14 protein-coding genes and 1 pseudogene are annotated in these 14275 nt (G+C 72.3%); 10 read left to right on the top strand and 5 right to left on the bottom strand.

Translation table 11 applies throughout. From position 1 onward, the window contains the following. Window positions 1-106 precede the first annotated feature (106 nt). The 6 genes from ETD83_RS12835 to ETD83_RS12810 all read left to right on the top strand — a co-directional run bounded on the left by ETD83_RS12835 (window position 107) and on the right by ETD83_RS12810 (window position 5302). The gene (locus tag ETD83_RS12835) at window positions 107-340 is read left to right on the top strand and encodes a hypothetical protein (RefSeq protein ID WP_138645326.1); all 234 of its coding nucleotides are present in this window, start codon (window positions 107-109) and stop codon (window positions 338-340) included. Window positions 341-556: 216 nt separating this feature from the next. Beyond that, entirely contained in the window at window positions 557-1231 is a 675-nt protein-coding gene (locus ETD83_RS12830; protein ID WP_138645325.1) for a M15 family metallopeptidase, read from the top strand. 53 nt (window positions 1232-1284) lie between these two features. Then, on the top strand, window positions 1285-2358 hold the full coding sequence (gene alr / locus ETD83_RS12825) for an alanine racemase (protein ID WP_205717632.1): 1074 nt from the start codon (window positions 1285-1287) through the stop codon (window positions 2356-2358). 49 nt (window positions 2359-2407) lie between these two features. Then, window positions 2408-3385 (top strand): D-alanine--D-alanine ligase family protein, encoded by a 978-nt coding sequence (locus tag ETD83_RS12820; protein WP_205717631.1) that lies wholly within the window; start codon window positions 2408-2410, stop codon window positions 3383-3385. 68 nt (window positions 3386-3453) lie between these two features. Continuing rightward, window positions 3454-4182 (top strand): response regulator transcription factor, encoded by a 729-nt coding sequence (locus ETD83_RS12815; RefSeq protein ID WP_138645322.1) that lies wholly within the window; start codon window positions 3454-3456, stop codon window positions 4180-4182. Next, window positions 4175-5302: a sensor histidine kinase gene (locus ETD83_RS12810; protein WP_138645321.1), complete on the top strand. Its 1128-nt coding sequence runs from the start codon at window positions 4175-4177 to the stop codon at window positions 5300-5302. The genes ETD83_RS12815 and ETD83_RS12810 overlap by 8 nt, the downstream gene beginning before the upstream one ends. 23 nt (window positions 5303-5325) lie before the next feature. Here the strand turns inward: ETD83_RS12810 and ETD83_RS12805 are convergent, their stop codons facing one another. Genes ETD83_RS12805 through ETD83_RS12795 form a run of 3 tightly spaced genes read right to left on the bottom strand, consistent with a single transcriptional unit; the run spans window position 5326 to window position 7681 of the window. Continuing rightward, window positions 5326-6720 (bottom strand): chromate transporter, encoded by a 1395-nt coding sequence (locus ETD83_RS12805; RefSeq protein ID WP_138645320.1) that lies wholly within the window; start codon window positions 6718-6720, stop codon window positions 5326-5328. Continuing rightward, window positions 6717-7148: a chromate resistance protein ChrB domain-containing protein gene (locus ETD83_RS12800; RefSeq protein WP_138645319.1), complete on the bottom strand. Its 432-nt coding sequence runs from the start codon at window positions 7146-7148 to the stop codon at window positions 6717-6719. Before ETD83_RS12800 ends, ETD83_RS12805 begins: the two co-directional genes overlap by 4 nt. Beyond that, window positions 7145-7681 (bottom strand): Chromate resistance protein ChrB, encoded by a 537-nt coding sequence (locus ETD83_RS12795; protein WP_205717630.1) that lies wholly within the window; start codon window positions 7679-7681, stop codon window positions 7145-7147. The genes ETD83_RS12800 and ETD83_RS12795 overlap by 4 nt, the downstream gene beginning before the upstream one ends. Before the next feature lie 283 nt (window positions 7682-7964). On the opposite strand from ETD83_RS12795, the pseudogene ETD83_RS12790 reads away from it, so the two are divergent. Together ETD83_RS12790 and ETD83_RS12785 are read left to right on the top strand one after the other, a co-directional pair. Further along, a pseudogene (locus ETD83_RS12790) lies at window positions 7965-8372 on the top strand (ABC transporter ATP-binding protein); the annotation flags it as partial. Then, window positions 8372-10981, top strand: a complete 2610-nt coding sequence (locus ETD83_RS12785) for an FtsX-like permease family protein (protein WP_138645318.1) — start codon at window positions 8372-8374, stop codon at window positions 10979-10981. The pseudogene ETD83_RS12790 and the gene ETD83_RS12785, both read left to right, overlap by 1 nt. A gap of 99 nt (window positions 10982-11080) precedes the next feature. Here ETD83_RS12785 and ETD83_RS12780 read toward each other — a convergent pair whose 3' ends face one another. Continuing rightward, a complete protein-coding gene (locus tag ETD83_RS12780) occupies window positions 11081-11719 on the bottom strand; it encodes a fasciclin domain-containing protein (protein ID WP_138645317.1) in 639 nt (212 codons plus the stop codon). A 50-nt stretch (window positions 11720-11769) separates the two neighbouring features. After that, entirely contained in the window at window positions 11770-13356 is a 1587-nt protein-coding gene (locus tag ETD83_RS12775; RefSeq protein WP_329602769.1) for a molybdopterin-dependent oxidoreductase, read from the bottom strand. Between the two features lie 100 nt (window positions 13357-13456). Here ETD83_RS12775 and ETD83_RS12770 point away from each other — a divergent pair, with 100 nt between their 5' ends. Continuing rightward, window positions 13457-14059 (top strand): sigma-70 family RNA polymerase sigma factor, encoded by a 603-nt coding sequence (locus tag ETD83_RS12770; RefSeq protein ID WP_138645316.1) that lies wholly within the window; start codon window positions 13457-13459, stop codon window positions 14057-14059. After that, the coding region (locus ETD83_RS12765; RefSeq protein WP_138645315.1) for a zf-HC2 domain-containing protein at window positions 14056-14275 on the top strand (220 nt) is incomplete at its 3' end. The genes ETD83_RS12770 and ETD83_RS12765, both read left to right, overlap by 4 nt.

Genomic DNA, 14275 nt, shown 5'->3' with positions numbered 1-14275 from the left:
CCGTGCCCAGGCTCATCTTCGGGCCGCCAGGTTGACCCATCCGCTCGGCGTCGGGCGACGAATACCGGTTGTCAAGTAGGTCGATCCGATTCCGAGATGGGTACGCATGCCGAAATCTCTCGTCCGTCCTTCCCTCCCTCTATTCCTGCTGCTGGGGGTGCTGCTGGCGGCCACGCTCATGCTGGCCCCCAGGCATTCCCCGGCGATCAAGGAAGGCACGAACCCCGTACAGGACGGCTTCAGTAAGCCAGCGGCCGGCCCGTACAACACCTCTCTCACCGTTCCCGACGCAGCCGTCGAGGGATCCAAGCTTCCCCAAAGCGGACCCATCGTCTGGTAGCCACGCTGATCGGCCTTTCGCTGGGAGGACAACGACATGGTCCCGGGTTGCCCGGCCCCGGGACCATGCGGTGTATCGCGGTGCGGCGTGTCGGGCGCGGCGTTGGCGGCGGGGACCGAGCGTCGGGCCGGGACACCCCACTGCGCGTGAGCTGTATCGCGGGTGTATTGAAAATCGCATACGCGACGGCAACAGGCTCCTGGCTTCAGTGGGGGCATGGACCACAGCGCATCCGTGTCACCGCCACGCTCGGCGATCAAGGCGCGCGTCCTGGCGATCGTCACCCGGCTCGTCGCGGTGCTGCTGGTGCCGATCGCCTTCTGCCGCGCGCCGGGCCGCGCACGTTTCCTGGCCTGCCAGTGGGCGTTGAGCCTGCGCTACCCCGCCGAGGATCTCCGCGGGCTGGCGCCGGAGACGCTGGCGGCGTTCACGCACGCGCGGGCCGAGGCGTTCTGGCGCGACGGGCAGCTGATCGGCTTGACCTCGGGATATCGCGACGCGGCGGAGCAGCGCCGGATCTTCATGGCGGAGGTGCGGCGCACCGGCTCGGTGTCCGCGGCGCGGCGCCGGGTGCTGCCGCCGGAGGAGTCCGGCCATGTGCGGGGGCTCGCGCTCGACGTCCGGCCGACCGAGGGCGCGCGATGGCTCGAACAGCACGGTGGGCGGTACGGGCTCTACCGCGTCTACGACAACGAGTGGTGGCATTTCGAGTACCGCACGGTGGAGCCGGTCCGGCTCCCGCATCCTGACGCGGCGGGCTGGCTGTACGGGCACGGTGCCGCGTACGGGTCTCAGATGTACGGCAATGAGGCGTGGCCTGACCAAACACGTCCTGATGCCGTCGACGGCCGTTGCTCGTGGATGTCCGACGGCCCGGGGAAGCGGCCGTGAATCGTGTCTCGGTCGCGCCTGTGCGTCGTTCAGGTACCTTTCGGCCGCCGACGTTGCAGACGCTGCCCGTGGCGGTGACCGCGAACGTGGCCAGGGTCCGTACGCGGACCCAGAGCACGATCATGGCCGTGGTCAAGGCCGACGGTTACGGCCACGGCGCCGTCAGCGTCGCGAAGGCCGCCGTCGCCGCCGGTGCCGGATGGCTCGGGACGACGAGCGTCACGGAGGCTTCGGTGCTGCGTGCCGCCGGTCTGGCGGTGCCGATCCTCACGTGGCTGCACCCGTCCGGGATCGATGCCGACGCGGCGGGGGCCGCCGGGGTCGATGTCGCGGTCGGATCGGTGGACGAGCTCGACGCACTGCTCGCGCAGACCGCGCCGACGGTGCGGGTTCATCTCCATCTGGATACCGGTATGTCCCGTGGCGGCTGCCCCCGCGCGGGCTGGGACGACCTGCTCGGCCTGGCTCAGCGCGGTCAGCGGGCTCGGAGGGTCCGCGTCGTGGGCGTGATGGGGCATCTTGCGCTGGCCGACCAGGCCGATCCGGAGGCGAACGCGGCGGCGGTCGCCGGGATGCGCGCGTCGCGGCGGGCGGTCCGGGCGGCGGGGCTCGGTTCGCCGCCGGCCCATCTCGCGGCCACGTCGGGGGCGCTGACCGATCCGGCGACCCATTTCGACATGGTCCGCGTCGGAGCTGGGCTGGTCGGTATCGATCCTTCCGGGACGGTGGAGATGCACGGCGCGTCCCGTCTGACCGCACCGATCGTCCACACGTCGGAGGTCCCGGCGGGCACGCCGGTCGGCTACGCCGGTGCGTACGTCACCGACCGGGCCACCCATCTGAGCGTCCTGCCCATCGGATACGCGGATGGGATCCCGCGAGAGTGCTCGCCCGAGGCCGGCGTCGAGATCGGCGGGCGTCGCTTCCCGGTCGTCGGACGCGTCTCCATGGACCAGATCGTGATCGACACCGGTGCCGTGGCCTTCCCGGTCGGCACGTCCGCGACCGTGTTCGGTCCGGACGGGGGCGCGACCCCCACCATCCGGGACTGGGCGCGCTGGGCCGGAACCATTCCGCACACCATCGTCACCGGCATCGGTCCGCGCGTGAAACGGAGCACCGCATGAGAAGAAGCCCAAATGAACGGGAGCGCGGCATGAAGAGGAGTACGGCTTGATGCGGCGAATCGCGGTGATCGGCGGGGGGCAGAACGCCGAGCACGACGTCTCGCTCGCCACTGCCGCAGCGGTGGCGAAGGCGCTGTGTTCCGGCGGGTTCGACGTGGACGAGCTGACCATCGACCGCGACGGCATCTGGAGGCGAGGAGCCGACGCGCTCGGAGCGAAGACCATCCCTTCCCTGGCGGCGGCGTTGCGCGTCATCGAGCGTGCCGACGTCGTCTTCCCCGCGGTCCACGGCCCGTCCGGCGAGGACGGGACCCTCGCGGCGTTGTGCGCCCTGGCGCACACGCCGATGGTCGGCTCGGACCTGCGCGCCGGTGCGCTCGGCATGGACAAGTGGGCGACCAAGCTCGTGGCGCGGGACGCCGGCATCCGCACCGCTCCCGGCCGCCTGGTCACGGCGGCGGAGATCGCCGACATCGAGTTCGAGACCGACGCCGTGGTGAAACCGGCCTCGGCCGGGTCGAGCTTCGGCGTCGCCCTGGTACGCGACGCCTCCCAGCTGCGCGAGGCGCTGCGCCGCGCGGCGCGGTTCGACGACCGGATCCTGATCGAGGACGTCGTCGCGGGCCGCGAGATCGACGTGGCCGTCCTGCGTGAGGCCGACGGCCGTCGATGGGCGTCTCCGCCGCTGGAGATCCACACCGACGGCCTGTTCGACACCCGGTCGAAGTACGACGGTTCGGCCCGGTTCAGCGTCCCCGCCGAGATCGACGGCACGGACCGCGCGGCCCTGTCCGAGGCGGCGCTGCGGATGTTCGACGCGCTCGGCTGCGCCGGTGTCGCCCGCATCGACTTCTTCCTCACCGGCCACGGGCCCGTCCTCAACGAGGTCAACACCATGCCGGGAATGACGGCCGAGTCCCAGGTGCCCAGAATGTTCGCCGCGGCCGGGCTGTCCTACGAGCAACTGGTCGCACGTCTCGTCGACGCCGCCACCGTGCCCGGACAGACCCGCGGACCCGGCCCCTGAGGGGCCCGGCCACGGGGCGCGTCCGTTCGCATACGCCGGCGATAGGTCGCGTTGCATACCCTGCGGAGATGCGTGTGCTGATCGTGGAGGACGAGCCCTACCTGGCCGAGGCCGTCCGTGACGGGCTGCGGCTGGAGGCGATCGCCGCCGATATCGCGGGCGACGGCGACACCGCGCTGGAACTGCTCGCCGTCAACTCCTACGACCTGGCGGTGCTGGACCGCGACGTCCCCGGTCCCTCCGGCGACGAGATCGCCCGCTGGATCGTGGCCTCCGGCAGCGGCATCCCGATCCTGATGCTCACCGCCGCCGACCGGATCGACGACAAGGCGTCGGGGTTCGGGCTCGGGGCCGACGACTACCTCACCAAACCGTTCGAGCTGCGCGAGCTGGTGCTGCGGCTGCGGGCGCTGGACCGGCGGCGCGCGCACGCCCGTCCTCCGGTCCTGGAGATCGCGGGCCTGCGGCTGGACCCGTTCCGCCGGGAGGTCTTCCGGGACGGACGCTATGTAGCGCTGACCCGCAAGCAGTTCGCCGTGCTCGAAGTCCTGCTCACCGCCAAGGGCGGTGTGGTCAGCGCCGAAGAACTCCTGGAGCGGGCCTGGGACGCCAACGCCGACCCCTTCACCAACGCCGTCCGCATCACGGTGTCGGCGCTACGCAAGCGCCTCGGGGAACCCTGGCTGATCGCCACGGTCCCCGGCGTCGGCTACCGCATCGACCCCGACGCCGGCGCCGACCCCGGCGCCGACCCCGGCGGCGGCCTTGGCGGCGGCCCTGGCGGCACTGATGAGTAGGCGCCCGGGGCTCAGCACCCGGCTGAAGCTCACCCTCAGCTACGCCGGCTTCCTCATGCTGGCCGGGGCACTGCTGCTGGCCGTGGTCTGGGTGTTCCTGCTCCGCTACGTCCCCGACGAAACGATCGTGAACGGGCCGAGGGGCGGCGGGGACGGCTGGCCCCTGGAGCCGCAGCCGTTCATCCCCAACCGCTCCGACCTTCAGCGCGCCTTCGTGCCACGAGCGGCCCAGGCACTGGGCTTCCTCCTGGTGTTCGGCCTGATGGGAGGCTGGATCCTCGCCGGCCGGATGCTCGCGCCCCTCACCCAGATCACCGATGCGGCTCGGCGGGCCGCCACCGGATCCCTCTCCCACCGGATCGACATGAAGGGCCCGAACGACGAGTTCCGCGAACTCGCCGACGTGTTCGACACCATGCTCGGGCAACTCGAGTCCCACATCACCGAACAGCAACGCTTCGCCGCCAACGCCTCCCACGAGCTGCGCACCCCGCTGACGATCTCCCAGACGCTCCTGGACGTCGCCCGCACCGACCCCACCCGCGACCGGGCCGAACTCATCGAACGCCTCTACACCGTCAACAGCCGGGCGATCCACCTGACCGAGGCGCTCCTGCTGCTCAGCCGCAGCGACCGCCACAACTTCACCCGTGAGCCCGTCGACCTGTCCCTGCTCGCCGAACAGGCCGCCGAGACGCTGCTTCCCTTCGCCGAGCAACGCGAGATCACCCTCACCGTCACCGGCCACCCGGCACAGACCCTCGGCTCCGCCGAACTCCTGCTGCGGATGGTGACGAACCTCGTCCAGAACGCCATCGTCCACAACCTGCCCACCGGCGGCACCGTCACCATCCACACCGCGTCGCTGCACCACACCAGCGTCCTTCAGGTCGAGAACACCGGACACCCGCTCCCACCCGACCTGATACCGACCCTCACCGAGCCCTTCCAACGCGGCACCCAGCGCACCCGCACCGACCAGCACGCGGGCGTGGGCCTCGGACTGGCCATCGTGAACAGCGTCGTCCGAGCCCACCACGGAGCCCTCGACCTCACCCCCCGCCCCACCGGCGGGCTCATCGTCACCATCCACCTCCCCACCCAGATCACCGCCGGGTGACCGGCCCCCGGCCCAGGTGACCGTCACCAGATGAGGGCGGCGGCCAGGCCCAGCAGGGCGCAGACGCCGAGGGTGCGCAGGACACTCCAGCGGAGCCCGAAGATGATGGCGAAGGCGATCACGGTGATGGCCACGGCGGTGGGACGCCATGTGGCGAGTTCGGGGATCCGCAGCTGGACGGGCCCCCAGTCCCGATCGTGGACGGTGCGGAAGAGGGTGTGGACGGCGAAGTAGACGGCCAGGTTGGCGATGACGCCGACGACGGCCGCGGTGATGCCGGTGAGGGCGGCGGAGATCGAGCGGTTGCCGCGCAGCCGTTCGACGTAGGGGGCGCCGAGGAAGATGAAGACGAAGCAGGGCGTGAAGGTGACCCAGGTGGTCAGCAGCGCACCGAGCAGGGCCGCGGCCCACGGGTTGAGGCTGCCGGGGTCGCGGTAGGCGCCGACGAACGCCACGAACTGCACGACCATGATGAGCGGCCCGGGCGTGGTCTCGGCCAAGGCCAGCCCGCGGACCATCTCACCGGGATAGAGCCACCCATACGTCTGCACGGCGCTCTGCGCGACATAGGCGAGGACTGCGTACGCGCCGCCGAAGGTGACCAGGGCGGCGCCGGAGAAGTACAGCCCTTGCGTGGTGAACACACTGTCGCCACCGGTGAGGACGGCGACGGCACCCAGCGGAATCCCCCAAGCGGCCAGCCCAACGGCCAACACTTTGACCACACGCCGCCAGCTGGGCGGCTCGTGATGCAGGGCGTCATCGGCGATCAGCGGCGCCGGGCCGTCGTCGTCACCACCTCTGGCCTTGACGGCGAAGACGCCGGGGCGAACCCGGGCCAGGACCCAGCCGACCATGGCTGCCGCCAGGATCACGACTGGGAAGGGGACGGCGAAGACCGCGAGCGCGGCGAACGAGGCGACGGCCAGCACGACCATCGCGGGATGAGTGAGGGACCGTTTACCGACGCGCAGGACGGCCTGGGCGACGATGGCCAGCACCGCCGGCGCCAGCCCCGCGAACAACCCGGTGATCAGCGTGGTGGAACCCCACCCGACGTAGATCGCGGACAGGGCCAGCAAGGCCAGCACCCCGGGCAGGACGAACAGGGTGCCGGCGGCCAGCCCGCCGCGGGTGCCGTTGAGCAGCCAGCCGATGTAGGACAGGGCGTGGTTGAAGCGCCGCTGGCCGATCCAGCGGTTCTCCTCGACCAGGGTGCGCTGCATGACGGCGATCTGCCCGGCCGGCCCGCCGAAGGTCTGCAGCGAGATGCCGAACCACGTCCGTGCCGCCCGCCGGAACGGGATCACGTCGCCACCTGGGGCGCCGCCGGTCGTCGGCCTCGTCCCGTGCGGCACGTCCGGCGACGCCGTGCCCGGCGTGTGGCCCGGGACGGGCTGAGAGTGCTCGGCGTTCATGCGGGGTCGCGTCCGAGCAGGGTGGCGCGGCGGAAGTATTCGTACAGGCCGTCGAACAGCGGCCCGGTGAGCTCGATGATCCGGTCGTCGTCGCAGACCATCGACAGGCCGCGCAGGGCGACGTCCAGGCCGGGGGCCTCGGGGGCGTCGTAGCGTTCGTCGTCCAGGTCGGCCTCGTGCACGATCTCGCCGATGCGCCACAGCACCGGGTCGGTCATGTCGTAGCGGCGCAGGATGGTCTCGAAGCTGCAGTCTCCGCCGTGGTGACCGAGTTCGGCGCCGCGCATGTCGAAGGCGGTCGCGTCGGCGGGCACCCTCGCGGGGTCGCTGACGAAGACGAACCCGGCGTCGGGATCGATCTCGCGGCGAATCAGCCAAGCGCAAGCGGCCCGGTCGATGTGGATGCCCTGCCGGGTGGCCCATTTCATGAGGGTTCCTTGGTGACGGCGGTGTGCGGATCGGTGTGCGGATCGGCGTCGGGTCGGGTGCCGGGTTGCCGGGCGAGGGCTTCCACCGCGGCGCGCGCACGGTCGCGTTCGGGGGGTGGGAAGTAGTCGCGGCGGTTGATGCGTCTCAGTTCGGAGCGCAACCGGCGCAGCGCCGAAGACCGCTGGGACGGCGGCAGGGCACCGGCGGCGAGTGCCTCGTCGTGCACGGTGGTGTACTCGGCGGCCCTGGCCGTGGCCATCGACGCCGCCAGCTGCCGTTCCTGCGCCTGGGTGGTGGGACGGGCCAGCCACACTCCGGCGGCTCCGCCGGCGTCGGTGACGTCCTCGGCGACCCATTCCAGTTGCTCGCGCGTCCGCGCGTCGGCCGGCAGACCCACCAGCCCGTCGCCCAACTGGGCCACGCCCAGCCGCTTGAGCTTGCGCCAGACCGCGATCCGCGGCGTCGACGGTTCACGCGGCACGCGATACGAGAGCAACACCCAGGTGCCAGGCCCGTTGACGGGATCGCTCAACGCCCGCTCCTGACCCCACCGCGTTCCCCTTCGGCCATGTAACCATGGTTACATGCTCGACTGAGCTCGCGAAAGCCGGCTGATCGCCCATGAGGGCCCGGCTGCCGACGCCTCCGAAACTGCCGGTGTCCATACTAGGATCACCCTGTATAGTCTCAAGTGAGATTATCTCGACTAGAGCTGAGATTCGACGATCGAGGAGGGGACGTCCATGGCCGAGCCGACACATCGGACGGCGCCGGTGATCGGGGCGTTGCCCCGCGCGGGGGCCCAGGACCAGGTCATGGTCGCCACCGCCGTGCTGAAGACCTACGGGTCGGGCGACGGTGCGGTCACCGCGCTGCGGGAGGTCTCGGCGACGTTCGCCCGGGGCCAGTTCACCGCGATCATGGGACCGTCCGGGTCGGGGAAGTCGACCTTCCTGCACTGCCTGGCCGGGTCGGACACCGTGACCTCCGGCACCGTCGTCCTCGGCGAGGTCGAGCTCACCGGCCTGTCGCGGACCCGGCGCACCCAGCTGCGCCGCGACCGGATGGGCTTCGTCTTCCAGTCGTTCAACCTGCTGCCGATGCTGACCGCCGAGGAGAACATCCGGCTCACCGGACGGCTGGCGGGCCGCCACGCTGATCGGCCGTGGTTCGACACGGTCGTGGACGTGCTCGGCCTGCGCGAGCGGCTGGACCACCGGCCGTGAGAAACGCCATGTGGCTCATCGCGCGCCGTTCGTTCGCCGAAGGCTGCCCGCGGCTGACCGCCACGCTGCTGGCGGCGCTGGGCTCGATCGCGCTCATCGCGGGTTCGCTGCAGTTCGCACTGCGCGCGCAGGAGGCGGTGTCGGGCAGCGACGCGAGCGAGTACGTCCGCGCGGACGTTCTCGTGCAGGGCGGGACGGTCGACCCGGACGACCCGGACGACCCGTACGCGCCGTCCAACGGCCGGATCCGCGTGGACCGCATCGCGCCCCGGCCCGGGGTGGCGGCCGTCGCCGGGGACGCCACGGTGCCGGTGACGGCCGCCCGTCCCGACGGACGGGCGATCACGGCGTCGGCCGAGGGCCGCACGCTGCTCCGTCCCTGGGTGCCCGACCCGCGCCTCAATCCCTACCGGCTGGAGGCGGGGCGCTCCCCCGCAGCCGAGAACGAGGTGGCGATCGTCCGGCACATGTCGCGCGCCGGGAGAGTGAAGGTCAGCGACACGCTGACGTTGACGCTGCCCCGCCAGACGCAACGGGTACGGATCTCCGGAATCGTCAGCGTCCAGGACCGTGACGCGGTGGCGTCCGGCGACCTGGTGCTGGCCCCGCCCGAGACCGTCCAACGCGCCGCCATGCTGCCCCCGGGCACCTGGCAGAGCGTCTGGGTGAAGGCCGCCCCGGGCGTGCCCGCCGAACGGCTGCGCGGTGACCTGGCCCGGGACCTGGGCGGCGCGGCCACGGTGCGCACCGCGGAGTCCGTGCGGCGCGCGCAGAGCGCCGCCGCGGCGGGCGAGGGCGCCTCGATCGCCGGCATCATCGGCATGCTCGCCTCGGTGGCGATCTTCGTCGGGCTGTTCGTGGTGGCCAACACGTTCGGGACGCTGGTCCGGCAGCGCACCCGGCGGCTCGCGCTGCTCAGTGCGATCGGCGCCACGCCCCGGCAGATCAAACGGCTCATCCGGCTGGAGGCGCTGGTGCTGGGCGCCGTCGCCGCGGCGGGCGGGGTGGCCGCGGGCTACCCGGTGTGCGCGCTGATCACCCGGCTGTTCGCACGGGACGGCTTCGACGTGTCGGCCGCGGGCGCCCAGTTCGGCTGGGTCGCGCTGGCAGTCCCGGCGGCGGCCGGGATCCTGGTCACCCAGGCCGCCGCCTGGCGGGCGGCCCGCCGCGTCGCGGGCGTCTCGCCGGTCCAGGCGCTGCGCAGCACCGTCACCGAGGCCCCGGAACGTCGCTGGCCCCGGCTGCTGGCCGCGTTCGCGATCTTCGCCGGTGCGGGCTTCTGGTGGGCGGTGGCGGTCGCGATCCGCGCCGGCGACCCGCCCGGACCGGACCGCACGTTCGGGGTCTCGCTGATGGTCGTCTTCGGCGCGCTGCTCGCCGTGACCGCCCTGGCCGTGCTCACCCCGTTCTTCGTCAGGCCGCTGGGCGGGCTGGTCGGCCGTCTCGCGACGACGGTCGGCGGCGAGACCGGACGGCTGGCGCACGCCACCATCACCCGCAGCCCGCGCCGGGTCTCCTCGGCCGCCTCATCGCTGATGCTGGGCGTCGCGCGGGTCGCGTCCGTGGCCCTGGTCACGCTGTCGGTGCACGACCGGTTCCGGGACACGGGACGGGAGGTGATGGCGGCCGAGCACGCGATCACCTCGACCGCCAGGACCACCGAGGGCGGTCCCGCGCCGCTGGCCCGGGACGTCGCGGCCCTGATGACGCGCACGCCGGGGGTGTCGCGAGCGACCGCTCTCACGCGGACCGAGGTCAAGCTGGTCTCGCCCTCATCGAACCGGCTCGAACCGGACGAGGAACCCGAGCCGTTCTCCTTCCTCGTCAGCGGCGCCGAGCAGGCGGGGCTGCGCGACGTCCTGCGGCTGGGCGGCCGCCCGCCCGCGCTGCGTCCCGGCCAGATCGCGCTGTCGTCGACCGTCATGAAGGAGCGGGGGCTGCGCCGGGGCGAGGAGATCGTCGTCCGTGGCGCTGAGGGCCGGGTCACCCTCACGGTGGCGGCCGTCTACCACGACCCGTCCCACCTGTTCGCCGAACAGGCGCTCGCGGCGCCCGCGACGATGGACCGGCTGGACGCTAACGCGGCGACCCAGGCCGTCCTGGTGCGGGGCGGCTCCCCGGAGGACCTGGAGCGCGCGGTGGCCGGAGTGCCGGGCGTGCGGGTCCTCGACCGCGACGCCTACGTGGACGCCGCGTCCGGCTCGCTCACCCGTCCGCTGCGGGCGACGCACGGCTTCGTCGGCATGGCGCTGCTGCTGGCGCTGTTCGGCATGGCGACCACGGTGTCGATGAGCGTCACCGAACGCACGCGGGAGTTCGGGCTCCTGGGCGCCGTGGGCACGACCATGCGGCAGATCCGCTCGATCGTCCGCTGGGAGGCGGCGACCGTGGTCGTCCTCGGCACGATCCTCGGCCTCGTGATCGCCATGGGGACGCTGACCCTCCTGCACGTGACGACGGGAAGCTCGTTCCTGCGTCCGGACCCGCCATGGTGGCTGTTCCCGGTGCTGGCGGCGGGAGCGGCGGTGGCGACGCTCGCCACCTCGGCCCTGCCCGCACGCCGGGCCGCCGCCATCCCCGTCCTGGAAGCCGCCAAGGCCGAGTAAGCACACAGATGGCCAGCGCTCCTTGCGGCCGCCGGATGGGCGTCCAGGGGCCGGGGCCCGGTCGCGCAGGGGCCCCGGCCGTCTGCTCGTGCCGCCTGGTTACTTGGGCGGCATCAGGACGGAGTCGATGATGTAGACGGTGGCGTTGGCGGTCTGGACGTTGCCGCACACCACGTTCGCGTCGTCCTTGCCGATCGTGTAGGACTCGCCCGAGCCGCCGGTGGTCAGGCCGGCGCCCTGCAGGGTTTCGAAGCTGCCGGCCGCCAGCCCGCCCGGTGTGATCTTCTGGCCGACGACGTGATAGGTCAGGATGCCCTTCAGCATCTCCTTGTCGGCCAGCACCTTGTCGAGCGTGCCCTTGGGGATCTTCTTGAACGCGTCGTTGGTCGGCGCGAACACGGTGAGGTTCTGGGCGGAGTTGAGGGTGTCGACGAGCCCGGCCTCCTTGACCGCGCTGACCAGCGTGGACAGGACCGGGTTGTTGGACGCGGCCGTCGCGACGGGGTCGGTGGACATGCCGCTGAAGCTGCCCTTGCCGGAAGCGGGGACGGCCGAGCACGCCGGGCCGAACGGCTGGTCCGCCGCGGGCGCCGCGGCGCCGGTGCTGGAAGGGGCGGGAGCGGACGTGCCAGGGGACGCGGCGCTGGAGCCGTCGTCGTCTCCGCCGGAGCAGGCTGTGAGCCCGGCGGTCAGGACCGCCGCGGACAGGACGCCGACGGCGATTCGGGTGCGCTTCATGGTGAACTCCTTCGGGGTTGGAGAGCTGTCGATTTCGTCGGCTGCCGCGGTCAGGTCACGGTGACCACCACCGAATGCCAGCCGGTGGCCCCGTCCGGGAAGGGCGGTGACCGATGCTCGGGTTGGGTCGTCCCGGTCTTGTCGGTGGCGCGGACGCGGAGCGTGTGCGAGCCCGGGGAGGCGTCCCACTCGGCGACCCACTGCCGCCAGGTGTCGATGCCGGGGACCGGCGCGAGCCGCGCCGGACGCCAGGGCCCGTCGTCGGCCTGCCATTCGACGGCGTCGATGCCGCGGTGCTGGGCCCAGGCCGTACCGGCGACGGCGACGGGTCCGGCTCGGAGGCGGGCGAACGGCTTGGGCACGTCGATGCGGGAGAAGGTCTTCACGGGCGCGCGTTCGGCATAGCCGCGCTTGGTCCAGTACGCCTGGTCGGTGGCGAACCGGGTGACCTTGAGGTCGACGACCCACTTGGTCGCCGACACGTATCCGTACAGGCCGGGCACCACCATGCGGACGGGGAAGCCGTGCGCGACCGGCAGCGGCTCGCCGTTCATCCCCACGGCCAGGAGCGCGTCGCGGCCGTCCAGCACGGTCTCCAGCGGGGCGCCGATCGTCATGCCGTCGGACGAGCGGGACAGGATCTGGTCGGCCCCCGGCCGCACCCCGGCCCGGCGCAGCAGCGGGGCGAGCGGCACGCCGAGCCAGCGGGCGTTCCCGGCCAGGTCACCGCCGACCTGGTTCGACACGCACGACACGGTGATGTCGCGTTCGATCAGCGCTAGGCGCAGCAGGTCGTCGAACGTCAACTCGACGGGGCGGGCGAGCATGCCGTGGATCCGCAGCGTCCAGTCCCGGGGGTCGACCTGGGGCAGGACGAGCGCGGTGTCGACCCGGTAGAAGTCAGGGTTGGAGGTACGAAACGGCGTCATGCCCGGGAGCCGCACCTGTGTGCCTACCGGGACCGGAGGCGCCGGGCCGACCGGACGCGGCAGCCGCACGTCCGCCCGAACCGACGAGACATCACCCCGGCGCAGCAGCACCCGCCCGGACACGCCGCTCACCGCGGCTACGCCGATCACCCCCGCACCCGTCAGCAGCACCCGCCGCCGATCGATCTCGGCTCCGGCGGCCGGGGCGGCGGTGCCGTCAGCCGCGTCGCGGAACTCGGAACGCGGTTCGGGAAACAGGCGGGTGCCAGGTGTCAGCAGGGTCAGAGCGGCCATGCCCGCGAGCGCGCCGACCGTGGCCGGCACCGCGTCGACCGGCTCGGCGACCGGCCTGGTCAGCGCGGCGACGATCCCGACGGTTCCGAACGCGGCGAGCCCGATCAGGCCCCAGGCGAGCCGGCGCCGGCTGAGCGACCCGATGGCCAGCGCGGCTACGGCGATCCCGGCGCCGAGGCCGATCAGCAGGACCGTCTTGTCGTTGCTCCCGAAATGCCGGATCGCGAAATCCTTCAACCACGCGGGTGTGAGGTCGATGAAGCCCGCGCCGACGGCCAGCAGCGGAGAGGACGACACGCGTCCGAGCGCACCGGCCGCGAGCTCCGCAACTCCCATCGCCGCGGCGGCGGCGAGCAGCCCGCGCAGCGCTGCAGTGACCCACCGCAGTCGCCCGGTCGCTCGCTTCGCTGTCACACCCGAGGTTCGGGGCCGGGCACCGGGTGGATGGGTCGAGTTCTTCAACGAGTTCTGGGCCCATCCCTGAGGGCGTCGGCACCGAACCACCGGTGTGGAGATGACCGAGCCGCACGGCAAGCCGCCCAGAACACTGAAGCCGATCAGTGACGCGCCCGGGGAACCGCCCGATCTGGCCGAGTTGCTCGGCCGTGTCGCTCGCGGCGACCAGGACGCGTTCGGGCAGGTGTACGAGCTGCTGTCCAGGCCGGTGTACGGGTTGGCGCTGCGGGTCGTCCGCGACCCGGCGCAGGCGGAGGAGATCGCGCAGGACGTGCTGGTCGAGGTGTGGCGCAAAGCGTCGCACTACCGCCCCGAACGCGGCAGCGCGACGTCCTGGGCCCTGACCGTAGCGCACCGCCGCGCCGTCGACCGGGTCCGCTCCTGCCAGGCCGACCGCGACCGCGAGGAGCGCACCGCCGCGCCCGCGCCCGACTACGACGAGGTCGCCGAAGAGGTCGGCACCCGGCTGGAACACCAGCAGGTGCGCCGTTGCATGCGCAGCCTCACCGAGACGCAACGCGAATCGATCACCCTGGCCTACTACGGCGGCTACACCTACCGCGAGGTCTCCGAACTGCTCGGCGTCGGCCTCGCCGCCGTCAAGACCCGGATGCGCGACGGACTCATCCGGTTGCGTGACTGCCTGGGAGTCCAGCCATGACCCACGACCCGCACGACCTGGCCGGCCCCTACGTCCTGGACGCGCTCGGCGACACCGAACGGCGCCGCTTCGAACGCCACCTGTCAGGCTGCGCCGCCTGCGCCGACGAGGCCGCCGGACTCCGCGAGACCGCGACCCGGCTGGCGCTCGCCGCCGCCCGCCGCCCCCCGGACCGGCTGCGCGGACGCGTCATGGCCGAGATCGCCCGAACCCGGC

The sequence above is a fragment of the Actinomadura soli genome (genome assembly GCF_005889715.1).
GTDB lineage: Bacteria > Actinomycetota > Actinomycetes > Streptosporangiales > Streptosporangiaceae > Spirillospora > Spirillospora soli.
Note: the sequence above shows the minus strand (reverse complement) of the source record. Positions and strands in the feature narration are given on the sequence as shown.